The organism is Ensifer sp. EB106-05-01-XG146, assembly GCF_058791875.1.
In genome coordinates this window covers 391,234-414,342 of the sequence record NZ_JBYTDX010000001.1, presented here as the reverse complement: position 1 = coordinate 414,342, position 23,109 = coordinate 391,234, and the positions used below count along the sequence as shown (strand labels likewise).

At 62.0% G+C, this 23,109-nt stretch carries 20 protein-coding genes and 1 tRNA gene; 6 read left to right on the top strand and 15 right to left on the bottom strand.

Annotated features, from left to right (window positions below):
• Nucleotide 1 precedes the first annotated feature (1 nt).
• From AC3WVQ_RS01910 to AC3WVQ_RS01875, 8 genes are all read right to left on the bottom strand, one after another.
• Nucleotides 2-1,132, bottom strand: a complete 1,131-nt coding sequence (locus tag AC3WVQ_RS01910) for an AI-2E family transporter (protein WP_370689547.1) — start codon at nucleotides 1,130-1,132, stop codon at nucleotides 2-4.
• Nucleotides 1,133-1,269: 137 nt separating this feature from the next.
• The gene (locus AC3WVQ_RS01905) at nucleotides 1,270-1,440 is read right to left on the bottom strand and encodes a hypothetical protein (RefSeq protein WP_089044705.1); all 171 of its coding nucleotides are present in this window, start codon (nucleotides 1,438-1,440) and stop codon (nucleotides 1,270-1,272) included.
• 177 nt (nucleotides 1,441-1,617) lie between these two features.
• Nucleotides 1,618-1,965 (bottom strand): RidA family protein, encoded by a 348-nt coding sequence (locus AC3WVQ_RS01900; protein ID WP_060516475.1) that lies wholly within the window; start codon nucleotides 1,963-1,965, stop codon nucleotides 1,618-1,620.
• A gap of 180 nt (nucleotides 1,966-2,145) precedes the next feature.
• Nucleotides 2,146-2,976, bottom strand: coding sequence for an ABC transporter ATP-binding protein (locus AC3WVQ_RS01895; protein ID WP_034800847.1), 831 nt, complete (start codon nucleotides 2,974-2,976; stop codon nucleotides 2,146-2,148).
• Nucleotides 2,973-3,815, bottom strand: a complete 843-nt coding sequence (locus AC3WVQ_RS01890) for an ABC transporter ATP-binding protein (RefSeq protein WP_082566271.1) — start codon at nucleotides 3,813-3,815, stop codon at nucleotides 2,973-2,975. Before AC3WVQ_RS01890 ends, AC3WVQ_RS01895 begins: the two co-directional genes overlap by 4 nt.
• A 2-nt stretch (nucleotides 3,816-3,817) precedes the next feature.
• Nucleotides 3,818-4,726 (bottom strand): ABC transporter permease subunit, encoded by a 909-nt coding sequence (locus tag AC3WVQ_RS01885; protein ID WP_034800846.1) that lies wholly within the window; start codon nucleotides 4,724-4,726, stop codon nucleotides 3,818-3,820.
• Between the two features lie 10 nt (nucleotides 4,727-4,736).
• Complete coding sequence (locus AC3WVQ_RS01880; protein WP_034800844.1) at nucleotides 4,737-5,741, bottom strand: ABC transporter permease subunit; 1,005 nt, start codon at nucleotides 5,739-5,741, stop codon at nucleotides 4,737-4,739.
• A gap of 204 nt (nucleotides 5,742-5,945) precedes the next feature.
• Nucleotides 5,946-7,541 carry an ABC transporter substrate-binding protein gene (locus AC3WVQ_RS01875; protein ID WP_034800843.1) on the bottom strand — a complete coding sequence of 532 codons (1,596 nt, stop codon included), beginning with the start codon at nucleotides 7,539-7,541 and terminating at the stop codon, nucleotides 5,946-5,948.
• Between the two features lie 647 nt (nucleotides 7,542-8,188).
• On the opposite strand from AC3WVQ_RS01875, the gene AC3WVQ_RS01870 reads away from it, so the two are divergent.
• The gene (locus AC3WVQ_RS01870; protein ID WP_051659566.1) at nucleotides 8,189-8,902 is read left to right on the top strand and encodes a helix-turn-helix transcriptional regulator; all 714 of its coding nucleotides are present in this window, start codon (nucleotides 8,189-8,191) and stop codon (nucleotides 8,900-8,902) included.
• 10 nt (nucleotides 8,903-8,912) lie between these two features.
• Nucleotides 8,913-9,368 carry a response regulator gene (locus AC3WVQ_RS01865; protein ID WP_090294929.1) on the top strand — a complete coding sequence of 152 codons (456 nt, stop codon included), beginning with the start codon at nucleotides 8,913-8,915 and terminating at the stop codon, nucleotides 9,366-9,368.
• A gap of 64 nt (nucleotides 9,369-9,432) precedes the next feature.
• On the opposite strand, the gene rirA is transcribed toward AC3WVQ_RS01865, so the two are convergent.
• Nucleotides 9,433-9,897: an iron-responsive transcriptional regulator RirA gene (gene rirA / locus AC3WVQ_RS01860; protein WP_034801384.1), complete on the bottom strand. Its 465-nt coding sequence runs from the start codon at nucleotides 9,895-9,897 to the stop codon at nucleotides 9,433-9,435.
• Nucleotides 9,898-10,110: 213 nt separating this feature from the next.
• On the opposite strand from rirA, the gene AC3WVQ_RS01855 reads away from it, so the two are divergent.
• Nucleotides 10,111-11,130, top strand: coding sequence for a Fe(3+) ABC transporter substrate-binding protein (locus AC3WVQ_RS01855; protein WP_370689548.1), 1,020 nt, complete (start codon nucleotides 10,111-10,113; stop codon nucleotides 11,128-11,130).
• A gap of 80 nt (nucleotides 11,131-11,210) precedes the next feature.
• On the opposite strand, the gene AC3WVQ_RS01850 is transcribed toward AC3WVQ_RS01855, so the two are convergent.
• The 3 genes from AC3WVQ_RS01850 to AC3WVQ_RS01840 all read right to left on the bottom strand — a co-directional run bounded on the left by AC3WVQ_RS01850 (nucleotide 11,211) and on the right by AC3WVQ_RS01840 (nucleotide 15,077).
• Nucleotides 11,211-12,266: a M48 family metallopeptidase gene (locus tag AC3WVQ_RS01850; RefSeq protein ID WP_090294930.1), complete on the bottom strand. Its 1,056-nt coding sequence runs from the start codon at nucleotides 12,264-12,266 to the stop codon at nucleotides 11,211-11,213.
• On the bottom strand, nucleotides 12,256-13,347 hold the full coding sequence (locus AC3WVQ_RS01845; RefSeq protein WP_090294932.1) for a YjgN family protein: 1,092 nt from the start codon (nucleotides 13,345-13,347) through the stop codon (nucleotides 12,256-12,258). Before AC3WVQ_RS01845 ends, AC3WVQ_RS01850 begins: the two co-directional genes overlap by 11 nt.
• 233 nt (nucleotides 13,348-13,580) lie before the next feature.
• A complete protein-coding gene (locus tag AC3WVQ_RS01840; protein WP_034800841.1) occupies nucleotides 13,581-15,077 on the bottom strand; it encodes a CoA-acylating methylmalonate-semialdehyde dehydrogenase in 1,497 nt (498 codons plus the stop codon).
• 128 nt (nucleotides 15,078-15,205) lie between these two features.
• Between AC3WVQ_RS01840 and AC3WVQ_RS01835 the strand changes: the two genes are divergently transcribed.
• Nucleotides 15,206-16,087, top strand: a complete 882-nt coding sequence (locus AC3WVQ_RS01835) for a LysR family transcriptional regulator (protein WP_034800840.1) — start codon at nucleotides 15,206-15,208, stop codon at nucleotides 16,085-16,087.
• A gap of 31 nt (nucleotides 16,088-16,118) precedes the next feature.
• On the opposite strand, the gene AC3WVQ_RS01830 is transcribed toward AC3WVQ_RS01835, so the two are convergent.
• The gene (locus AC3WVQ_RS01830) at nucleotides 16,119-17,882 is read right to left on the bottom strand and encodes an adenylate/guanylate cyclase domain-containing protein (RefSeq protein ID WP_060584011.1); all 1,764 of its coding nucleotides are present in this window, start codon (nucleotides 17,880-17,882) and stop codon (nucleotides 16,119-16,121) included.
• Between the two features lie 248 nt (nucleotides 17,883-18,130).
• Between AC3WVQ_RS01830 and AC3WVQ_RS01825 the strand changes: the two genes are divergently transcribed.
• Nucleotides 18,131-18,331 (top strand): hypothetical protein, encoded by a 201-nt coding sequence (locus tag AC3WVQ_RS01825; protein ID WP_060516485.1) that lies wholly within the window; start codon nucleotides 18,131-18,133, stop codon nucleotides 18,329-18,331.
• Nucleotides 18,332-18,380: 49 nt separating this feature from the next.
• Here AC3WVQ_RS01825 and AC3WVQ_RS01820 read toward each other — a convergent pair.
• Nucleotides 18,381-18,457, bottom strand: a tRNA-His gene (locus AC3WVQ_RS01820).
• Between the two features lie 189 nt (nucleotides 18,458-18,646).
• Nucleotides 18,647-19,096, bottom strand: a complete 450-nt coding sequence (locus AC3WVQ_RS01815) for a phasin (RefSeq protein ID WP_034800834.1) — start codon at nucleotides 19,094-19,096, stop codon at nucleotides 18,647-18,649.
• A gap of 230 nt (nucleotides 19,097-19,326) precedes the next feature.
• On the opposite strand from AC3WVQ_RS01815, the gene AC3WVQ_RS01810 reads away from it, so the two are divergent.
• On the top strand, nucleotides 19,327-23,025 hold the full coding sequence (locus AC3WVQ_RS01810) for a PAS domain-containing sensor histidine kinase (protein ID WP_110818516.1): 3,699 nt from the start codon (nucleotides 19,327-19,329) through the stop codon (nucleotides 23,023-23,025).
• The last annotated feature ends 84 nt before the right edge of the window (nucleotides 23,026-23,109 follow it).

Here is a 23,109-nt window from a genome sequence, read left to right as displayed (position 1 = left end):
CTTATCCGGGCAGCTGACGTTCAGGCGGCTGGTCGCTGATTTCCTCGACGATGGCGAGGACGATGAGAGAGAGCGGCAGCGCCAGCATGGCGCCGACCGCCCCCCACATCCAGGTCCAGAACACGATCGCCAGGAAGATCAAGAACGGGTTCACCTCAAGCTCGTTGCCGAGGATGGCCGGAATGGCAAGGTTTTCCATCGCAAGGTGAACGACGAAGAAGGCCACCGCCGGCGCCAATGCCAGCCACAGCACCTCGTGCGTCATCAGCCCCGCCACCAGCAGGCTCAGCGTCATCGCCGTGACGCCGAGATAGGGAATGAAGCTGGAGACGAAAGCGAACAGGCCCCACAGCGGCGCCATGCCCAGACCCCCGACAAAAGCGATCACCGTCGTAACGAGGCCGAGCGAGAAATAGATGACGCTGGCGATCGAGAAGTATCGCGCCAACGCATCCTCGATGCCGTTCATGATGCGAATGGCGCTAAGCCGCCGCTCACGGCTGGCAAAGGCAAGGATGACCGCCTTGCGCAGTTGCAACCGTCCGAGCAGAAACAGGCCGAGTGCTGCGAGAAAGATCAGTGTCTGCACCAAAGCGGGTGTCAGCCCGGCGGCGGTGGCGGCAAGCATCGGGCCGGCATTCTTCATGACGGTATCGGCAATCGCATCGTTGCCGACGCTGCGCGCGACGGCCAGACGCAGCCACTCGAACCGGTCAATGAACGGCATCACCCGCGCCACCACGCTTTCGGCAAGCTTCGGCGCCTCCGAGGCGAGCGCCGTCAACGGACCCAGGAGGGCATTGACGAGCCACGAGAGGCCGGTGACGAAAATGATCGCCAGCAGCAACCCTCCGAAAATCGGCGGCAGGCCATAACGCGCCAGTCCGTCGGCCGTCCGGCCGAGCACGACGCCGACGACGATTGCGAGCGTGATCGGCAGGAGGATCGTTTCCATGGCGTAGATGCCCGCGCATGCGGCAATGGCGAAGAGGCCGATAATACTCCAGGCGACCATCAGATCGATGCCGTCGCGCCGCGGGGCTGTCGATGGCGCCGCCGTCGCCACAGCAGCCTCTTCCTCGACGATCCACCGCGCACGCTTGCGCTGCTGGGCGGCACCCGCCCGACGCAGCGTATTCGCGATCATGCCTCGCCGTCCTTCAGCCAGGGCCGCGCGCGGTTCGTTCGCGTTTCCGGTCAACAGATCAGGCCGCCCTGCCTTTTGCTCCGGCCCGGCTTGCGGCACATCGCGTGAATGATCTTGCACGGTCAATGGTGTTCCGGCGGGAAGACATGCAGGGTCAGCGACAATAGGCCAAGCCCCAGAATGATGACGAGCAAGGTATGGGCGACACCTGCGGCGGTGTAGGGAAGAAGACCGAAACCGATCATGACGCCCGCCAGGAGAAGGACACAGACACGGGGCAGCCAGTAAAGCATAGACAGTCCTCCCAATCGTGGCGGCCGGTTTTGGCCTGCTTCTTCGGATTGGACACTTAACGTGCCGGTGCGCCGTTTGGTTCCGCGCAAGGGAACTGAAATGGGAACGAAAAACGCCGCCGGACGGCAGTCCGGCGGCGCAGGAATAAGAAGACGGGAAATCCCGTAGCGCAGGCCTTAGGCGGCAGCGGCGACGACGATGACTTCGACGAGGTATTCCGGGGTCGCGAGCTTGGCTTCGCCGGTGGCGCGAGCCGGGGTGTGGCCCTGCGGTGCCCAGGCGTCCCAGACCGAGTTCATCTTCGGGAAGTCTGCCATGTCGGCGAGCCAGATGGTGGCCGAGAGGATGCGGGTCTTGTCGGTGCCGGCGAGCGCCAGAAGACGGTCGACTTCGGCAAGCGCCTGCTTGGTCTGCGTCACGACATCGTCACCGGCGTTGCCGACCTGGCCGGCGAGGTAGACGGTGTTGTTGTAGACCACGGCCTGGCTCATACGGGGGCCGGTTTCGAAACGCTTGATTTCCATGAACGTGTTCCTGAGGTTGGGCCGAACGATCGGTCCGGCCAAAAAGCGGCTGCCCGCCGCCAAGAGGCGAGAAGTGAAGGCGGCGCGACACCTCTACACCATCAAGCCCCCAAGTCAAAGAAGCCGGGCATTGGCTGCCCGGCTTCTCTTGTTTCTTCAGCAAAAATCAGCAGCGGCGGATCAGGCCGCCTGCTTCTTCTTGGCAAGGCGCGCCTTGATGCTCTCGACATCCGCACGCGGCGTCGCTGCAAATAGCGTCTTGGTGTAGCTGTGCTTCGGGTCGGCAAAGACCTCGTCGCGGCTGCCGTATTCGACCGCTTCGCCGAAATACATCACCATGACATCATCAGCGATATAGCGCACGACAGAGAGGTCGTGGCTGATGAAGACGTAGGTGAGCTTCAGTTCGTCCTGAAGGTCGGCGAGCAGGTTCAGCACCTGTGCCTGGACCGACAGGTCGAGCGCCGACACCGGCTCGTCGAGCACCAGCAGCTTCGGGTTCAGCATCAACGCGCGCGCAATGGCGATACGCTGGCGCTGGCCGCCCGAAAACATGTGCGGATAGCGGTTGAAGTGCAGCTCGGTGAGGCCGACCTTCTTCAGCATCGTCATCGCCCGGTCGCGACGTTCGTCGGCCGGCGTGTCGGTGTTGATGACCAGCGGTTCCATCAGGATGTCGCCGATCTTCTGGCGCGGGTTGAGCGAGCCATAGGGGTTCTGGAAGACGATCTGCACCTTGCGGCGCATCTCCGGCGTCATGTCGCCTTTGGAGATATCGATCTTCTTGCCCTCGATCAGCAGTTCGCCGGAGGTCGCCGGGTCGATCAGGGTGAGGATGCGGCCCAGCGTGGACTTGCCGCAGCCGCTTTCGCCAACGATCGCCAGCGTCTTGCCCTGTTCGACGGAAAAGCTCACGCCTTTCAGCGCATGAACCGTCTTTGCCTTTTTGATGAGGCCGCCGGGGATATGGTAGTCGCGCACCAGATTGCGCGCTTCGAGGATCACGCTCATTGGGCCGCTCCTTCGTCGACGAAGAGTTCGGAAATCGTCGGCAGACGATCGCCGGTCGCGTTGTCAGGCAGCGCCGCCAGAAGTGCGCGCGTGTAGTTGCTCTTCGGGTTTTCGAAGAGCGTCAGCACGTCGGCCTCTTCCATCTTGCGGCCCTTGTACTGCACGACCACCCGGTCGGCAGTCTCGGCGACCACGCCCATGTTGTGCGTGATCATGATCAGGCCCATCTTGTGCTCGGCCTGCAGCCTCATCAGGAGGTCCAGGATCTGCTTCTGGATCGTCACGTCGAGCGCGGTGGTCGGCTCGTCGGCGATCAGGAGCTTCGGGTTGCAGGCGATCGCGATCGCGATCATCACGCGCTGGCACTGGCCGCCCGACATCTGGTGCGGATAGTGGCCGAGCCGCTCGGCCGGATCGGGAATGCCGACCGCCTCGAACAGTTCGATTGCGCGCTTGCGGCGACCGGCCTTGTCGAGGCCCATGTGGATGCGCAGCACTTCCTCGATCTGGAAGCCGACGGTGAAGCACGGGTTGAGGCTGGCGATCGGCTCCTGGAAGATCATGGCAATATCCTTGCCGACGATCTTGCGCCGTTCGTTTGCCGACATGCCGAGCAGGTCGCGGCCGTTGAAAGTGAGCTTGTCGGCGGTCACTTTCGCCGTCCAGGGCAGAAGCCCCATGGCGGCCAGCATCGACACGGACTTGCCCGAGCCGGACTCGCCAACGATCGCAAGCACTTCGCCTTCATGGACCTTCATCGACACGCCGTTGACGGCGCGGAAGGGACCGGAGGCCGTCTGGAATTCGACGACCAGGTTTTCGATTTCGAGAAGCGCCATGATCAGGACCTCTTCAGCTTGGGATCGAGCGCATCGCGCAGGCCGTCACCCATAAGGTTGATCGCCAGCACCGTGATCAGGATCGCGATACCCGGAAGGGTCACCACCCACCAGTGGCTGCTGATGAACTCGCGGGCTTCGGCGAGCATCGTGCCCCATTCCGGTGTCGGAGGCTGTGCGCCCATGCCGAGGAAGCCGAGGGCCGCAGCGTCAAGGATCGCGCTCGAGAAGGAGAGCGTCGCCTGGACGATCAGCGGCGCCATGCAGTTCGGCAGGATCGTCTTGAACATCAGACGGCCATGACCAGCGCCGGCCACCTTGGCGGCAACGACATAGTCACGGGTCTTTTCGCTCATGACGGCAGCACGCGTCAGGCGCACGAAGTGCGGCTGGAAGACGAGCGCGATTGCGATCATGGCGTTGACGAGGCCCGGGCCGAGGACAGCGACCAGCACGAGGGCGAGCAGCAGCGACGGGAAGGCGAGGATGATGTCCATCACGCGCATGATGACGGTATCGACCCAACCACGGAAGTAGCCGGCGATGACGCCAAGCGCGATACCGCCGACGAGCGACAGGGTCGTGACGATGACACCGACGAACAGCGAGAAGCGCGTGCCGTAGATCAGCCGGGACAGCATGTCGCGGCCGACGGCGTCGGTGCCGAGCAGGAAGCCGGCGCGGCCGCCCTCCTGCCATACCGGCGGTACCAACACCGCATCGCGGTACTGTGCCACCGGATCGTGCGGTGCGACCCACGGTGCGAAGACCGCGAGCAGAACGAGGAACACGAAGAACACGAGACCGATCACGGCGCCGCGGTTCTCGGAGAAGTAATACCAGAACTCGGCCAATCGCGCCCGGCGGGACGGATCGGTCGAAACGGTGCTTGTTGCAGCAGCTTGAGACATGACGCCCTCCTTAGTGCCGGATGCGCGGATTGATGAGACCGTAGAGCAGGTCGACGATGAGGTTGACCAGCATGATCACCGCGGCGATGACGAGCAGGCCGCCCTGGATGACGGCGTAGTCGCGACGCGACACCGAATCCACCATCCACTTGCCGATGCCCGGCCAGGAGAAGATCGTTTCCGTCAGGATCGCACCGGCGAGCATGACGCCCACCTGCAGGCCGATGGTGGTGACCACCGGGATCATCGCATTGCGCAGCGCATGGACGCCGACGACCCGGAAGGTCGAAAGGCCCTTGGCCCGTGCCGTGCGCACGTAGTCTTCGGAGAGAACTTCAAGCATCGCCGAGCGCGTCTGGCGCGCGATGACCGCAAGCGGAATGGTTCCAAGCACGATCGTCGGCAGGATCAGGTGGCTGACGGCCGACTTGAACGCGCCGGCCTGACCGGACAGGAGCGAGTCGATCAGCATGAATCCGGTTACCGGCGGGAAGAAGTACATCAGCGAGATGCGGCCGGAGACCGGCGTCCACTGCAGCATGCCGGAAACGAGCATGATGAGCAGCAGGCCCCACCAGAAGATCGGCATGGAGAAGCCGACGAGTGCCGTCCCCATCATCGCCTGGTCGACGGCCGAGCCGCGCTTGATCGCAGCAATCACGCCGGCCGGAATGCCGAGAATGACCGCAAACAGGATCGCGCAGAGCGAAAGCTCGACGGTTGCCGGGAACAGTTCGAAGAACTGATCGATGACCGGCTTCTTGGTAACGATCGAGGTGCCGAAATCACCCTGGAGCACGCCCCAGAGATAATCGAGGTATTGCACCACGATCGGCCGGTCGAAGCCGAGTGCGTGTGAAATTTCCGCATGTCGCTCCGGCGACATGACGCGCTCGCCCGAAAGCAGCGCAACCGGATCGCCCGGAAGCAGGCGGATGAAGGAGAAGGCGATGATGGAGACGCCGACGAAGGTCGGTATCAGGACAGCCAATCGCCCCAAGAGAAATCGGAACATGTTAAACCCCGCGCCATGTTGCCGCGGCATTGTATCCCGCCGCTGGCACCACCGCATGCTTTCCCACTTAACGGCCAAGCATACAGCAAGTCGAAATGCCACAGCGACCTTTTGCGCTCCAGCCGGAACTCAGGGTCGCTATAGTGGATGCAAAGAGGGGCGCTTGCCCTTGGCAAACGCCCCCTTAAGGATCAGTTAACTAAATTACTCGGTGATGTCCACGCCGTCGAAGGCAAAATCACCAAGTGGGCTCTGAACGAAGCCCTCGACGTTCTTGCGCATCGGCACGACCGAGAGCGAGTGGTCGATCGTCGCCCACGGCGCTTCGCGCTTGAAGACGACCTGCGCCTCTTCGTAGAGCTTGGTGCGCTCTGCGGGGTCAGAGGTTTCCTTCGCCTTCTTCACGAGAGCATCGAATTCCTGGTTGCACCACTGTGCACGGTTGTTGCCGCCGACAGCGTTGCAGCCGAGAAGCGTGTCGAGGAAGTTGTCCGGGTCGCCGTTGTCGCCGGTCCAGCCGAGGATGACGGCACCGTCACGATCCTTGGCCTTGGACTTGTCGAGGTATTCGGCCCATTCGTAGGAGACGATCTCGACCTTGACGCCGATCTTGGCGAAGTCCGACTGCATCAGTTCAGCTGCGCGACGGGCGTTCAGCATGTACGGACGCGAAACCGGCATTGCCCAGAGCTTCATCGACAGGTCCTTGACGCCTGCGTCTTCGAGCATCTTCTTGGCAACTTCGGGCTCGTAGGTGTCGTCTTCGATCTTGTCGTTGTACGACCACATCGTCGGCGGGATCGGGTTGACGGCCGGCTGGGCAGCACCCTGGAAGACGGCATCGACGATCGCCTGCTTGTTGATCGCCTTGTTTAGCGCCTTGCGGACTTCCGGCTTGTCAAACGGAGCCTGCGTGGTGTTGTAGGCGAGGTAGGAGACGTTGAGGCCGGCCTGTTCCATGACCTTCAGGTTCGGGTCTGCCTTCATCTTCGAAACGTCGGCAGCATTCGGGAACGGCATCAGGTGGCATTCGCCAGCCTGGAGCTTCTGGAAGCGAACCGAAGCGTCAGACGTGATCGCGAAGACGAGGTCGTCGATCTTCTGCTTGCCACCCCAATAGTCCGGGTTTGCCTTGTAGCGGATGACGGCATCCTGCTGGTAGGCGACAAAAGCGAACGGACCGGTGCCGAGCGGCATCTGGTTCATCTGCTCCATCTTGCCGTCAGCCTGCAGCTTGTCGGCATATTCCTTCGACAGGATCGAAGCAAACGGCATCGCGATGTTGGCGAGGAACGGCGCTTCCTTGCGCGTCAGGGTGAACTTGACGGTCAGGTCGTCGACCTTCTCAACCGACTTGATGACTTCCGGGAAGCCCATGCCGGCTGCGTATTCCCACGAAGCGCCAGCAATGTACTTGTTCCACGGATTGTCAGCCTTCAGCTGGCGCTCGTAGGAGAACACCACGTCGTCGGCAGTGAAATCACGCGACGGCGTGAAGAATTCGGTGGTCTGGAACTTGACGCCCGGACGCAGCTTGAAGGTGTAGACCAGGCCGTCGTCGGAGATCGTCCAGCTTTCGGCGAGGCCCGGCTCAACTTCGGTCGTGCCCTTCTTGAACTCGAGCAGGCGGTTGTAAACCGTGTGCGCAGCCGCGTCGAAGGTCGTGCCGGCGGTGTACAGGCCCGGGTCAAAACCCTCTGGCGAACCTTCCGAGCAATAAACGAACGTCTTCGACCAGGCGGAGCCGGCCATCAGCGTGGCAAGCGCCGTCGCTGCAAACAGAGTAGTGAGCTTTTTCATGAGCTTTGCTTCCCAGATTTGTTTTTGTTCTCGTGTTTTCCTGACGCGGAATGCCGTTGCCCCCGGTCAAGGCCGGATGGAACGACATTTGGCGTCGCATTGCAATAAGTCGCCGCAGAAATTTGTCTATGCGAAAAATTCGTCCGCAGGTAGAGCCGGGATATTCGTCCACTGTTTTAGAATCGCCTGACAAAACAGTACACCGCGGCACCTAAAATCCACGACGTTCCGGCCACTTCCACAGGGTCTGCAGCCTCCCCCGCCAGCCCCTTGGGCGGCGCGATGCCACACCGGGGAAGCCACCTTGGTTCCGGGTGAATACCCCTACCGAGAATGCCGTGATCGTTGGCCGCACGAACACGCGATTCGGCCTCGACAGGTTTTCGTCAATCCCAAGATACTATGGTAGAAATCCCGAACGGGATTGTGCAATAAAATGTATACAAAACTCGGGGGAGATATTCGACGTGCCCAGACGTCCTTGGGAGGGACCGGCAGCCGCCTTTTACAGCTTTCAGTCGCTCGGTGGGCTTGCCGAGGGACGCGCATGACCCTGCCTGTCGGCAATACCGGCAACGCACTTTGCCGATTGATCGCTGCGGCTCGCGGGATAAACTGCCGCACGACGATAAGGGGATAGCCAGTCCGTGGCGGCTTTGCTGGAAAATCACAGGCGATACGACCTTCGCGACGAGCTAGAGAAGGCGCTCAACCGCGTCGATTTCTTCCGCATTTTTCATACCATGGCATTGCGCTACGGCTTCAGCCATTTCGGCATTCTGCAGCTCGGCAACGAGAACGACGCCTGCATGCTGTCCACCCGCCTAGTATTGCACGACCTACCATCCGGGCTCGCGGAGGAATACGACAAGCGCCATCGCTTTGGCGACTCCGTGTTCTACAAGACGCTGCACCGCTCGGCGATCTCGTCGGTATGGCGGGCGGACGACCCCGGCTGCGACGCCAGCCAGAACCTGCTGGTGCAGCTCGGTTTCGAACTGCTCGTCAGCGTACCGGTGCACGCAGCTTCCACCGGCGCGCGCTATGCCGTGCTCTTTCTCGGAGACGGGGAGGATATCGGCCGGGCCGAGCATGTGGCGCTCGCCTATGACGCGATCGCCGCCTTCGACTATTTCTATCGCATCGCGCTTGCCAACAAGGCCGGGATGGGACTGACGCCGCGCGAAACCGAAATCCTCAAGTGGATCTCGCATGGCAAGACGGCAAGCGAGATTGCGCTCATCGTTTCGGTGTCGGAGCACACGGTGAACTCACACACCGCAACGATCCTGAAGAAACTCGACGTCGTCAATCGCACCCAGATGGTGGCGAAGGCAATCCGAGAGCAGATCATCCAGTAGCAGCCGATGCGTGGCCGCGTTTCGCACCGCCACGCCCAACGAACGGGACGCCCGCCATCAGCAAGGGTATTCGGTCATGACGCGAAAAGCACACATCCTGCTCGTTGACGACGACCCGGCAGAAAACCTGATCCTGCGCGCGCTCATCCGCAAGGTGAGCAGCATCGACATCGAGCTGCACTACTGCCAGACGATCGACGATGCGCTTGCATTCCTGCGCTCGGGCAAACCCATATCGATGATCCTGCTCGACAACCGTCTGCGGCCGCAGCTCGATTTCCGCGAGACGGTCCCGGCCCTCCGGCATCAGGGCTATATCGGCCCGATCGGGGTAATCTCAGCATCGCTCGCCGATGCCTATTTTCAGAATCTGGAGGAGTACGGCGCCGATTTCCGCATCGACAAGGCTGAAATCGACCCCACTGCGATCGACTTCATATTGCGGGAATATCTACCGCAAGAGTAACACCCGGCGGCACTTCAGCCGCCAGGTCATGCCGCACCATTTGCGCGGGCGTTGCTCGGAGATATCAGGCCGCCGAGGTCTGCGGACGCTTGGTTTCTTCCAGACCGAGCAGGAAGTTGATCTGCGGGCGCGCCTTGACCAGGTCGTCAATCGTGTAGCCCTGCAGCACTTCGAAGAAGGCGTTCAGCGCCTTGCGGAGCGCCGAGTTCAGGCCGCAGCTGTCGACGAGCGGGCATTCGATCTCGCCCGCCTCGAAGCACTCGGCCATCGCGAAACTGTCTTCCGTCACCTTGACGACGTCGAACAGCGTGATCGCCGAAGCGGGCTTCGGCAGGCGCACGCCACCGTTACGGCCACGCACCGTTTCAACGAGGCCGGCCTTGGTCAACGGCTGCAAGATCTTGAAGAGAAACAACTCGGAAACACCGTAAGCCCTGGCGATTTCGGGAATGCGGCTGAGCTTTTCCCCGTTGGCGGCGCAGTACATCAACATGCGAACCGCGTAGTTCGTTTGCTTCGTCAGACGCATCATTCACTCCGGCATCGAGAGGTTCACGAACTCATCATATAGGACGGATCGTAGTTTGGAACAATTCCAAAAAGCCAGAAAAATCACTTCTTGTTGAGCGTTTACGGTTTCCTGATTGACTGTTTTCAGCGCTCCGGTCAGAAAGATGAGGAATTTTGTTAACTTAGCTCAAACAAGAAAATGGAGGAAGCGATGTCCGTTTCAAGAGCAGCGATGGGCGTTCTGTCCCTGACGGCAACCCTGCTGGCAACGAGCGCCGCCTGGGCCGATGGTGAAGTCAATATCTACTCGTACCGGCAGCCCGACCTGATCAAGCCGCTGCTCGACGCCTTCACCAAGGAAACCGGCATCACCACCAATGTGCTCTTCCTCGACAAGGGCCTCGTCGAGCGCATCCAGGCCGAAGGCGCCAACTCGCCGGCCGACGTGATCCTGACCGTCGACATCAGCCGCCTGACCGAAGCCAAGGATGCAGGCGTAACCCAGCCTGTCGTCAACGAGACGATCAACAAGGATATCCCGGCGCATTTCCGCGACCCTGAAGGCAACTGGTTCGGCCTCACCACCCGCGGCCGCGTCGTCTACGCATCCAAGGAGCGCGTCGCCCAGGACGACATCACCTATGAAGAGCTTGCCGACCCCAAGTGGAAAGGCAAGATCTGCACCCGCGACGGCCAGCACTCCTATAACATCGGCCTCTTCGCTTCGATGATCGCCCACCATGGCGAAGCCGAGACCGAGAAGTGGCTGACCGGCCTCAAGAACAACCTCGCCAAGAAGCCTGACGGCGGCGACCGCGACCAGGCCAAGGCGATCCTGGCCGGCGAATGCGACCTGGCACTCGGCAACACCTACTATGTCGGTCTGATGATGACCAACGAGAAGGAGCCGGAACAGAAGGATTGGGCAGCGGCGATCAAGGTACTCTTCCCGAACGCCAAGGACCGCGGCACGCACGTCAACATTTCGGGCATGGCACTCGCCAAGAATTCCCCGAACAAGGACAACGCGCTGAAGCTGATGGAATTCCTGTCGGAAGGCGAAGCCCAGAAGATCTACGCCGAGCAGGTATTCGAATATCCGGTTCTGCCGGGCGCCGAGCCGTCTGACGTCGTGAAGTCCTTCGGCACGATCAAGCCGGACGAACTGCCGCTCGCCGACATCGCCGCAAACCGCAAGAAGGCTTCGGAACTGGTCGACAAGGTCGGCTACAACGACGGTCCGCAGGACTGATCAACAAGGCAATTGCTTGAATGCGAACAGCGGGCCACCGGCCCGCTGTTTTCGTTTCAACAAGCGAAATTCAAGGAGGCTCATTGCGCCTTGGCGCGCAACTCCGCGGCGTAGTCGAGGATCGCCTTGCGCCGCTCCGGCGTCCCTGGATGCGTTGAGAGAATGCTGGTGTCGCCGTGATCGTCTAGCTTCTTTTCAAGCAGGTCGAAGAAGCGCGCGGCCGCCGTCGGATCTCGCCCTGCCTTCTGCATCAGCTCGACCGAGTGTCGGTCGGCAGCAGTTTCCGCGCCGCGCGAATAGGAAAGCGACAAGAGACCAGCGCCCTGCACCAGGACGTCGTCCACGCCCGAACCGATATCGCCGCCGATCATCATGATGAGGCCGGCAACGCCGGCAGCACGGTAGATCTGCCGCAGACTATGTTCGAGCTCGACATGGCCGATCTCGTGCGCCAGCACGCCAACGATCGTTTCGGTATCGTCCCCGGCAAGTTCGATGAGCTCGTCGGTGACGACCAGCGTGCCATCCGGAAGCGCAAACGCATTTGGTCCGACCACACCGCCCTTGCGGAAATTGAGCGTGTAACCGGCCTCGCCGCGGCCTGATCGGGCGGCGATTGCCTTGAAGCCGTCGCGGATCCTTTCCTGCCGCTCAATCGCCAGCTGCGTTTTGTCGAACAGTGTCTGATCCATCGTCTCCATCGTGCCCTTCGACATCATCTCCGGCACGATCGGCGGGGTCACGAGGACGGCGACCTCAACGAGCGCAGGAACCGCATAGCGATAGATGGCAACGCCGCACAGCACGGTGGCTGCGACGACGGCGATGAGACGTGGACGAAAGCGCTCCCATTCGTGGATGTGGTTGACCCTGCCATTCAGCTTCAGAAAACGATCGACTGCCTCGTTGTCCGGCGTTTCGAACAACGAACCGTCTGCAAATTCGACGCGACGCGGTATCGCTCCGACGCGGTCGGAAATATCGACACTTGCCAAGGTGCCACGGGCAAGTTCGGTGCTCGCATCGTCTACGGCCCTAAGGCTGCCCCCCTCTTCCAACAACCGCGAGGGCACCGACCGGCTGGAACCGGCCGGATGCCACTCGCCACGTGCGATCTCGATGCTGCTAGAAGCCAAAATCGAACCCTTCGAAATCCATGAATTCCGCTCCAACCGCCGACGCTTCCGCTTCGATTTCGCTCATCAGCGTTCCGACGGCGCCAAAGACGGTTACGCCCGTCAGGGCCCATTTGTAACGGGCCATGCGGACAGCCGCCCAAGGTCGCAGCAGGCCCAGCGTCAGGATGGTGACGACGAAGTTCGATATGGCGATCCACGTGTAGCGGCCCCGAGAAAGACCGCTGAGGAACCGATGTTTTCCGTCAAAAACCGTCGCCCCCCAAACGGCGTTGCGCACGGCTGCACTGTAGAACAACGCGATGACTGCGTAGAAAGACATGGACGCCACATATCCTGCGCCCAAGCCTACCCATCCCCACCTCGGATCGTTCAGCGATTGGAGCAAACTTGGCGATGCGCGAAGCGTTCCCATCAAGATCGCGAAGACAACAACGCCAAGAACCAGCGCAAGCCCCACACCCAGGAACATGCCGCGATAGAGCGGGCCGAACGGCGGGTTGGTCTCAAAGGCCCTGCCGCCAAAGCGCAGGTTCGATCCGACGTAGCGCCCAACCCATCGGCTTGCGAGCGGCGTCAGTAGGCCCAAGGTGATAATGGAAAGGAACCCGCCCAGAATGAACGCCTTGAAGGCACCGCCCATCGTGCCGACGAAGTCGAAGCGGACGTTGCGGTAGCTCGTCACCCGTGCGCTGAAGCGCAACCCGCGTGCGGCCAGCCAGGGAACGAAGAAGAGCGAAAGCAACAATAACGCGATGCCGACGATCGGAACGAATGTGAGCAGAAGATTGTAGAGGATCAGATAGCCGAAAACGATCACTCGCCCGATCAGGATCTGCTTGCCCTTGGCATGGTACTCGAAGGTACGGCCGAGCAGAACCGTGTTTCCGTAGAAGTATCGGTTGCGCCGAACCTTTGCCCAGGCGGAATAAATGCCAAGCGTGACGATCGTCAAAAACACGTTGACGATCCAGATGCCGAAATATTCCTTGCCGCTCCCCATGAACGAGAAACGGTGAAAATCGATCGACACGTCGCGTGTCGGCGCTGCTTGAACCGACGTCGCTTCAGCCACGACCATGATGGGCCCCTCCGTCCATCCTTTGTGCATCGGGCGCGCCGCAATGCGCTCCGACAGCACATGATCAAACACAAATCGTCTGGTGCGCCCCCGCCCGCCAGACTGCCGTTGGAGCAGCGATCAATTCACGACCCTTGCCCACGGTTCGCAAGTTAGTTGTGCCGTATCGCCGAATGCAACAAAAAAGGGCCTCCCGAAGGAGGCCCCGAGGCGGGAGGATCTTTATCCCGTAGTTACTTCATCGTCGGCATGACGAACTCGGCACCGTCCTTGATGCCCGAAGGCCAGCGCTCGGTGATGGTCTTGGTGCGGGTCCAGAACTTGATCGAGTCCGGGCCGTGCTGGTTGAGATCGCCGAAGGACGAGGACTTCCAGCCGCCGAAGGAGTGGTAGGCGAGCGGAACCGGGATCGGAACGTTGACGCCGACCATGCCGATGTTGATGCGCGAAGCGAAGTCGCGGGCCGCATCACCGTCGCGGGTGTAGATCGCGACACCGTTGCCATACTCGTGCTTCATCGGCAGGTCGAGGGCTTCCTCGTAGGTCTTGGCGCGGACGACCGAGAGAACCGGTCCGAAGATTTCCGTCTTGTAGATGTCCATGTCCGGCGTGACGTTGTCGAACAGGCAGCCGCCGATGAAGTGGCCCTGCTCATAGCCCTGCAGCTTGAAATCGCGGCCGTCGACGACGAGCTTGGCGCCTTGCTCGACACCGCTGTCGATCAGGCTGCGGATGCGCTGTTCGGCTTCCTTGGTGACGACAGGGCCCATATCGGCCTTCTCGTCGGTGTAGGGGCCGATGCGCAGGCTTTCGACCATCGGGGTCAGCTTGCTGATCAGGCGGTTGGCGGTCTCTTCACCGACCGGGACGGCAACCGAGATCGCCATGCAGCGCTCGCCGGCCGAGCCGTAGCCGGCGCCCATCAGGGCGTTCGCGGCCTGGTCGAGATCGGCGTCGGGCATGATGATCATGTGGTTCTTGGCGCCACCGAAGCACTGGGCGCGCTTGCCGTTCATCGCCGCGGTGCCATAGACGTAGCGGGCGATCGGGGTCGAGCCGACGAAGGAAACGGCAGCGATATCCGGATGCGTCAGGATCGCGTCGACAGCCCCCTTGTCGCCGTTGACGACGTTGAGGATGCCTGCCGGCAGGCCAGCTTCGATCATCAGTTCGGCAAGGCGGATCGGAACGGACGGATCACGCTCGGACGGCTTCAGGATGAAAGCGTTGCCGCAGGCGATGGCCGGGGCGAACATCCACATCGGGATCATGGCCGGGAAGTTGAACGGGGTGATGCCGGCGCCGATGCCGACGGCCTGGCGGATCGAGTACATGTCGATGCCGGGACCGGCACCTTCGGTGAACTCGCTCTTCTGCAGATGCGGAATGCCGATGACGAATTCGCAGACTTCGAGGCCACGGATGAGGTCACCCTTGGCGTCTTCGATCGTCTTGCCATGCTCGCGCGACAGGATCTCGGCGAGCTCGTTCATGTTGGCGTTCAGAAGTTCGACGAACTTCATGAAGACGCGGGCGCGGCGCTGCGGGTTGGTGGCCGCCCACTTCGGCTGTGCTGCCTTGGCGCTTTCGACGGCTGCCGAAAGTTCCGCGTCGCTTGCCAGCGCCACGGTGCCCTGCACTTCGCCGGTTGCCGGGTTGAAGATGTTGCTGACGCGGCCGCTCTTGCCGGCGACGCGCTTGCCATCGATGAAATGACCGAGTTCGTACATGAATGGTTCCTCCAGATCTTGATTGTGGCGGCATGATCGCACTACGATTTCAACAAATCAATTTCCGATATTCAGCAACCGTTGTGCAAAAATTGAAGTCCAACGGTTTTGTATAGGATTGTCGCACTATGAACTGGGACGATGTCAGAATGTTTCTAGCCGTCGCGCGGACCGGACAGATCCTGGCCGCATCCAAGCGGCTCGGCGTCAATCATGCCACGCTCAGCCGTCGGGTGACTGCGCTGGAAGAGGCGATGAAGACACGGTTGCTCGTTCGTCGGCCGAACGGTTGCGAACTGACCGCCGAGGGCGAAATCTTCCTTGCGGCAGCCGAGCGCATGGAAACGGAAATGCTGGCGGCGCAATCGCAGATCGGCCGGATCGACACGGCGATCGCCGGCACGGTGCGCATCGGTGCACCCGACGGTTTCGGTGTTTCTTTCCTCGCGCCCCGGCTCGGCCGGCTGACGGCGCGCTATCCGGAATTGAAACTGCAGCTCGTGCCGGTCCCTCGGTCTTTCTCGCTGTCGCAGCGCGAGGCCGATATCGCGATCACCATCGAACGTCCGGAACAGGGGCGCCTCGTTTCCTCGAAGCTCACCGACTATACGCTCGGCCTCTACGCCTCGGCGGACTATCTCGAAAAGCACGGCACGCCGCAGACGATCGACGATCTCCGGGAGCACCGCCGCATCGGTTACGTCGAGGACCTGATCTTCACGCCGTCGCTGAACTTCTCCGCCGAAATCATGCGCAGCTGGGACGCGTCGTTCGAGATCTCCAGCGCCACCGGCCAGACGGAAGCGGTGCGTTCCAGCGCCGGCATCGGCATTCTGCACAATTACATTGCCCGCCATGCGCCGGAACTAAAACGTATCCTGCCGGAAACGACCATCCGCCGTGCCTACTGGACCACCTATCACGAAAGCGCGCGCGATCTCGTGCGCGTTCGCACCGTCGTCGCCTTCCTGCAGGAACTGGTGACCGCGGAGCACCAGATCTTCATATGAAGCGCTCAAGCGCCTGACGTCGGCGCCGCACCTATAGCGAAATCCCGGCCTCCCGCAGGCCGTCAATCAGCCGCGGAATGACGGCCGGATCCTGGTAAGGCATCGCCCGCTTGAAGTGGTCGATGGAAAAGTCCGGATTGACCTCGAAGACCTCGTGCCAGTAGCGCCGCGCCTCCTCATGGCGTCCGGTGCGGCCATAAAGACAGGCGAGATAGAAGCGCGTCATGTCCGAACGCGGTGCCAAGGCCAGGCGCCGCTTGAAGGCAATCTCGGCTTCGTCGAAACGGCCGAGATTGAGCAGGGTCCGGCCGAGGAAATGCAGCGCCAGGTCGAACTGCGGATCGAGCCGGTGGGCGCGGGTATAGAAGGGCAAGGCCTCCTCGAACTGGCCCAGGAAATCCCTGATCGTGCCGAGCTGCGTGTGACCGCCGGCGGAGTTCGGGTCGAGCTCGATCGTGCGTTGGGCGGCCCGCTCGGCCTCGTCGAAGCGGCGCTTCCAGCAGAGCGCAATCGCGAGCGCGTGGTGGCCGTGGGGCTCGTGCTCGTCGGTCTCGACGGCCTTCTGTGCAAGCTTGAGAGCGCGCTCGATATTGTCGACGGTGCCACCGTTCCACCGGTTGATGTAGTCGGTCATGGCAATGATCGCGAGCGACGCATAGGCCGCGGCAAGCGCCGGGTCGATGGCGATCGCACGTTCGAGCATGCTGCGCGCCTCCGCAGACGATACCGCGTCGAACCGCAGGATCGCCTGACGCGACCGCACGAGCAGATCGTAGGCCTCCGGGTCGACCTTGCCGCGCCCCTCGCGCCGCTCCGTTTCGCCGGCCGTCAGCTTCACCTTGAGCGCCGTCACGATGGTGCGCGTCACCTCGTCCTGAACCTCGAAAATATCCTCGATGCCGCGATCGTAGCGCTCGGCCCAGAGATGGCCCCCGGTGGTGCCGTCGATCATCTGAGCGTTGATGCGAATGCGGTTGGCGGCGCGGCGCACGCTGCCTTCCAGCACATAGCGAACGCCGAGGTCGCGGCTCACCTGGCGGATATCCGCCGACTTGCCCTTATAGGCGAAGGAGGAATTGCGGGCGATGACGAAGAGGCCGGAGACCTTCGAGAGATCGGTGATGATGTCCTCGGTAATGCCGTCGGCGAAATAGCCCTGCTCCGGATCGCCGGACATATTGTCGAACGGCAGCACGGCGATCGACGGCCGGCTCGGAAGCTGCGGTGGCACCTCGGCGGCGACCTTGATGGGCGCGTCGGCATACTCGTCCGGCGACCAGCTCCAGATATGCACCGGCCGCTCGATGTTCTTGACCTCGTGATGGCCGCTGTCGACGAAAATGAGATCGATGCGGCCGTGCACATATTCGTGCACCCCGTCCGAAATCGCCACGCCGCCGGGCCTCGCAAGCGCCTCGATCCGGGCTGCGACATTGACGCCGTCGCCGTAGAGGTCGCTGTCGGCGACCATGATGTCGCCCATGTTGATGCCGACGCGCAGCACGATTTGCTGATCGTGGGGCACGTCCGCATTGGCGGAGATCATCGCCCGCTGCAAGGCAGCCGCACATTCGACCGCGTTGACCGCGCTGGAAAACTCGATCAGCACGCCGTCGCCCGTTCGCTTGAACACCCGGCCCTGGTGGGTTTCGACGAGCGGTTCCAGCACTTCGCTCCAGCGCGCCATGAGTTGCGTATAGGTGGTTTTCTCGTCTCGCTCCATCAGCCGGCTATAGCCAACGACATCAGCAGCCAGGATGGCGGCAAGCCGCCGTGTGATGGATTCTTTGGCCATGGATTGCGACGCCTTACTGGGAATCCTCTTGGCAAAATTTTACCGGCGGATGAGCCCTATGTCCATTCGAACCGGATCCGACCCGCGCCCAAGCGCTAGCCCGAATTGGGTATTGCCGCGACAGGAACCTGGCGCGGTATCCCGACGTTGCCTTCACAGGGAATTGAGCTGCTTGCTCAAGGCGATGGCTGCGAGCACGCCGGTCGCAATCGGCTCGCGCTCCCGTTTCGACAAAGGAGTGTGAAAGGATGCTTGTGTCCATACCGGGCCGGCCGATCCTGCCGGGTGAACTCACCAAGATCGACGATGTCTTCAAGGAAACACTAAGAGAGCGAGAGCTGTCGCGCCAGTCGGCAGAGGCAACGGCGCTCGCCGCCCGGCTGATCGAACTTTATCAGAATGGCGTACAGGATGTGGTGGCGCTCAGAGCCTTGGCCAAGCTGTTCTGACGAAGCAAGGCGCCCCGCAAATCGCGATACCTATCGTATAGGGAAGAAATGGTACGGTTGGTGGGAATCGAACCTACGACCTCAGGTGCCACAAACCTGCGCTCTAACCAACTGAGCTACAACCGCACATAAAGCGACATCAGTCGCTTGGCGGCTCACATACGGAGACTTCCGTCGCTTTGCAAGCCTTAACTTGAGATTATCCTGGAAAAAATCCGGATGGCAAGCCATCCGGATTCTTGGTTTTGGGCGCAGATGGCAGAATTCGGCGACAGCGGTCTGTCGCCATCGTTCAGCCGGCGCGGTCGGTTGACTTTAGACCTTCTTGAAGGACGACATCGCCTTTTCAGCGGCGTCCTTGCCCGGCTTGGTGACGTTTTCGGCAACCTTCTTGGTGGCTTCCTGCATCGACTTCGCCTGCTCGACCGCGAGTTCGGCCTGCTTGCGGACAAAGCTCGTCTGCAGTTCGACGAATTCCGACAGCGACTTCACGCCGAGCAGCGCTTCCATGTGAGACAGCGAGTTTTCGGCATTGGTGCGCAGTGCGTCGATGGCCTTGAGACCGAGTTCGACGGAGCCGGTCTGGGCGCTTTCGAGCGTTGCTTCAACGGTCTTCGTTGCCTCTTCGGCAGCGGTCTTCATCTTGGCATAGGCTTCCTTCGACTGGACGGCACCCTTTTCCGCGAAGTCGCGGAAGCTGTCGGTGAACTTCGCCGGGTCGAAAGAGGAAAGGGAAAATACGTCGTCGGTCTTCTTGGTAGCCATGAAAGCGCTCCTTGGTGTCTGGCCCTCTTCAGAGGCGCCGTTGATTGATGCGCATTATATAAACTACTTGCTTGTGCATTGCAATAAAATTGTGCAGTGCACAAAATCCGGAGAATTAACCTTTCGCGCTGAAAGCCGTGACGAAGCTCCGGCCCTCGCTGGACCCTTGCGGGCCTGCCGGGTATTAATAGAGTGTTAACCCGCAAGCGATCCGTCAATAGGCCCCCTTTATGCCCGCGAGACAGTATCCCTTCATTGATATCGCCGTGCATGCGCGGGTGCGGGAGCATTTTGCCCGCGGCGACGCGGCGATCCTGTTTTCGCGGGACTTTGCGCGCATTCTCTGGGCCAACGACCAGGGCGCGGCCTTTTTCGGCGCCGGGTCGATCTATGATTTCATCGATGCGGGACCGGATCAGGGCGAGCTGTCGCTGCGTCAGCTCAAGGCCGCGGGAGCGCAGCTCGTGCGCGCCGGCGACCGGCGCCAGCTTTCGATCCGGAAGTTCTCGGGTTTCCGCGGCACACCGCTCAATGTGAGCGTGGAGATGATCCGCGTGCGCCCGGACGAGGACGCGGTGCTCTTTACTGCACCGCATTCGGGCACGCCGCTGTCGCTTGAGGATCGTGCTGCGCGCATGATCGCCGGCCTCGACGGCCCGGACACCCACATGGCCGTTCTCGATGGCAACGGCGGCATCATCGCACACTCGCCGGGCTTCATCGATCTCGGCATGTCGGACGAGACGCGCAAGCAGCTCGTCGATACGGTCGGCCGAGACCACGACTGGCTGATCAAGCGCCCAGTCGCAACGCGGAAGGGGCACCTGCCGGCCGCGGTCGGCAAGATCGCCGACGAACCGTCGCTGCATCTGCTCTTTGCTGTCGAGACCATTCTCGGCACGCTCGATCCGGACGAAGAGACCTCGGCGGCGCAAGTGTTGCCGATCCTGCCGCTGGCCGAAGAGCTGGAACCGACCGCCGAGACACCGGCCCCGGAGGCAAAGGATATCGTCGAACCGGCCGAAGCGCCGGTCGAAAGCGCTGCACCAGCCGAAGACGCTGCCCTGGCCGACGCATTCGAACAGGCGGAGTCCGTCGAAGCGGTTGCCGCGCCACAGGACGATGGCGACCTTGAGGACGCAGACGTCCACGTCGCTGCAGGCCAGGTCGCTCTACCGGAGGAACCGGAGGCGCTTGCCGCCGCAGGTGCGGAAACTTCGGCGCAGGGCGTGGAGCCAGCGGAAGATGACGGCGAGCCGGCGCTTGCGGTCGCGACCGACGTGACCGCGACCGACACGCCGGTTGCCGCGGAAATCCCCGTGACGGAAGAGGTCACTCGCGAGGATGAGACGGTAGAGGCGACCGATGCCGGCACCACTGAAACGGAGCAGGCCGACTTCGCCTTCGTGCCCGGCGGCCGTGCGGTACGCTTCGTCTGGAAGATCGACGCCGAAGGCCGCTTCAGCGAGATTTCCGAGGAATTCGCCACCGCCGTCGGCCCGCGTGCCGCCGATGTGATCGGCACCACCTTTAACCACGTGGCAGCACGCTACGACCTCGATCCTGATCAGAAGATCGGCGCGCTGCTGCAGCGCCGCGACACCTGGTCGGGCAAGACGATTTTCTGGCCCGTGCAGGGCACCAGCCTCAAGGTTCCGGTCGACCTGGCGGCCCTGCCCACCTACTCGCGCTCACGCGAATTCGACGGCTTTCGCGGTTTCGGTATCGTGCGCCTTGCCGATGCCGTCGAAGACGAACACGCCAACGGCCTGACGTTCGGCGCCGCAACGGACATGACGGCAGAAGCTGCCGCGGAAGCGACGCCGTCGGAAGACCACGCGCATACTCCAGCGGTCGATCCTGAGACCGTCGGCCCTGAGATCGAGGAGCGGTCCGCCGACGAGGTGCAGGTCGTCGCGCAGAGGTCCTCCGAAACGGAGGCCGAGCCTGTCGCAGCTGCGCAGGATCGTGATGCGCCCCAAGACCAGACCCTCACCTCCAGCGAGGAGGCAGAGGCAGAGCCGAACCATGCAGCCGAAGTTGCCGCAGACGAACAGGTCGCCGCAACTGACGATCTCTTCCAGGGAGAGCGCCCTGCCCTACAGCTCGTCGACAACGCTGAGCCCCCCGTCTCCGACAAGATCGTCGAGCTCGAGAAACATCGCGCGGCGACCGCGCTGACGCGGGGCGAACAGGCGGCGTTCCGCGAGATCGCGCGGCAATTGGGCGAGCATTTTGGCAGGCCGGCGGAAACCGCACCCGCAGAGGAAAGCGACGCAGCGGCCGATGCAAGCACACCCTTCCCGGTAGACGCGCACGAAGCCATCACTTCCTCGACGCCAGCGGCAGAAGAACAGACTGGCGCGGAAGAAACCGGAGAAGAGACCGACGACGGCGCAGCCGAGGACGAACAGGCGAACGTGCATCTCGAGCAGCAAGCGGCAGATATCGGCCTTAGCGGCGAGATCCTCGACAGCCTGCCAATCGGTATGCTCGTGCATCGCGGGGAAGAGCTGCTGCACGCCAATCCGGAATTTCTGCGGCTCACCGCCTATGGCGACCTCGACGACTTTGTCCGGGAAGGCGGCCTTGACGCACTCTTTGCCAATGGCGAAGAGGCGACCGACCAGGAACCCGACGGCACGATGATGCTGATCCGCAGGGACGGTCAGATGCGGCCGGTCATCGCACGGCTGCACACGATCCGCTGGGACGGCCGGAGCGCGCTGATGCTGGCGCTGACGCCGGCAGCCGCGAACGCGCCGTCGACCAAAGCAGACGATGCCATCTCCGGTGACGACGTCGACCGTCTGAAGACGGAAATCGACGAACTCAAGTCCATCCTCGAAACCGCGACAGATGGCGTCGTGATTCTCGGGCATGACGGCGACATCCGCTCGATGAACCGCTCGGCAAGCGCGCTCTTCAACTATGACGAGGGCGAGATCCGCGGCAAACCTTTCGCCGCGCTCTTCGCTCACGAAAGCCAGAAGGCAGTGATCGACTACCTGCACGGGCTTTCCGGCCACGGCGTCGCGAGTGTGCTGAACGACGGACGCGAGGTGATCGGGCGGGAAGCGAATGGCGGCTTCATTCCGCTGTTCATGACCATCGGCCGGCTTTCGGCCTCCAATGGCTTTTGCGCCGTGATCCGCGACATCACCCAGTGGAAACGCACCGAAGAGGAACTCCGGAACGCCAAGCGCGCCGCGGAAACGGCCAATGCCCACAAGACCGAGTTCCTCGCCCGCGTCAGCCACGAGATCCGCACGCCGCTCAACGCGATCATCGGCTTTTCCGACATGATGGCGAGCGAGCATTTCGGCCCGGTCGGTCACCCGCGCTACATCGAATATGCCGGCGACATCGGCCGGTCGGGCCGCCACGTGCTCGATATCGTCAACGATCTGCTCGACATCTCGAAGATCGAAGCAGGCGAAATGGAACTCGATTTCGGCGCCGTCGAGATCAACGACGCGGTCTCGGAAGCCGTGTCGCTCGTCCAGCCGCAGGCCAACAGCCAGCGCGTCATCATCCGCACCTCGCTTTCGGCAGCCGTGCCGAACGTCGTGGCCGACGGCCGGTCGATCAAGCAGATCGCGCTCAACATTCTGGCGAACGCCATCCGTTTCACGCCGTCGGGCGGCCAGATCGTGGTGTCGACCTCCTACGAGGCGAACGGTAGCGTCATGCTGAGGATCCGCGACACCGGCGTCGGCATGACCCGCGGCGAACTGGACCAGGCGATGAAACCGTTCCGGCAGGTGACGACAGGCGCGCGCAAGCGTGGCGACGGCACCGGGCTCGGGCTGCCGCTCACCAAGGCGATGGCGGAGGCGAACCGCGCCCACTTCTCGATCACCTCGGCACCCAACGAGGGAACGCTGGTGGAAATTTCCTTCCCGTCACAACGCGTCTTGGCGAACTGAGGCCGGATGCTATAAGGAAATGTTGACTTGTGGTGGCCAGTTTGCTGGCCGCCCTTGGCCATTTCTTGCCGTCATGCCGCGGAA

Bases quoted from the DNA above. Each gene is read 5' to 3' on its own strand.
- rirA (WP_034801384.1), bottom strand. From the start codon at position 9,897: ATGCGTCTGACGAAGCAAACGAACTACGCGGTTCGCATGTTGATGTAC.
- AC3WVQ_RS01885 (WP_034800846.1), bottom strand. From the start codon at position 4,726: ATGTCTCAAGCTGCTGCAACAAGCACCGTTTCGACCGATCCGTCCCGC.
- AC3WVQ_RS01840 (WP_034800841.1), bottom strand. From the start codon at position 15,077: ATGTACGAACTCGGTCATTTCATCGATGGCAAGCGCGTCGCCGGCAAG.
- AC3WVQ_RS01895 (WP_034800847.1), bottom strand. From the start codon at position 2,976: ATGAGCGTGATCCTCGAAGCGCGCAATCTGGTGCGCGACTACCATATC.
- AC3WVQ_RS01880 (WP_034800844.1), bottom strand. From the start codon at position 5,741: ATGTTCCGATTTCTCTTGGGGCGATTGGCTGTCCTGATACCGACCTTC.
- AC3WVQ_RS01905 (WP_089044705.1), bottom strand. From the start codon at position 1,440: ATGCTTTACTGGCTGCCCCGTGTCTGTGTCCTTCTCCTGGCGGGCGTC.
- AC3WVQ_RS01855 (WP_370689548.1), top strand. From the start codon at position 10,111: ATGGGCGTTCTGTCCCTGACGGCAACCCTGCTGGCAACGAGCGCCGCC.
- AC3WVQ_RS01875 (WP_034800843.1), bottom strand. From the start codon at position 7,541: ATGAAAAAGCTCACTACTCTGTTTGCAGCGACGGCGCTTGCCACGCTG.
- AC3WVQ_RS01845 (WP_090294932.1), bottom strand. From the start codon at position 13,347: ATGGTCGTGGCTGAAGCGACGTCGGTTCAAGCAGCGCCGACACGCGAC.
- AC3WVQ_RS01815 (WP_034800834.1), bottom strand. From the start codon at position 19,096: ATGGCTACCAAGAAGACCGACGACGTATTTTCCCTTTCCTCTTTCGAC.
- AC3WVQ_RS01830 (WP_060584011.1), bottom strand. From the start codon at position 17,882: ATGGCCAAAGAATCCATCACACGGCGGCTTGCCGCCATCCTGGCTGCT.
- AC3WVQ_RS01900 (WP_060516475.1), bottom strand. From the start codon at position 1,965: ATGGAAATCAAGCGTTTCGAAACCGGCCCCCGTATGAGCCAGGCCGTG.
- AC3WVQ_RS01810 (WP_110818516.1), top strand. From the start codon at position 19,327: ATGCCCGCGAGACAGTATCCCTTCATTGATATCGCCGTGCATGCGCGG.
- AC3WVQ_RS01825 (WP_060516485.1), top strand. From the start codon at position 18,131: ATGCTTGTGTCCATACCGGGCCGGCCGATCCTGCCGGGTGAACTCACC.
- AC3WVQ_RS01835 (WP_034800840.1), top strand. From the start codon at position 15,206: ATGAACTGGGACGATGTCAGAATGTTTCTAGCCGTCGCGCGGACCGGA.
- AC3WVQ_RS01890 (WP_082566271.1), bottom strand. From the start codon at position 3,815: ATGGCGCTTCTCGAAATCGAAAACCTGGTCGTCGAATTCCAGACGGCC.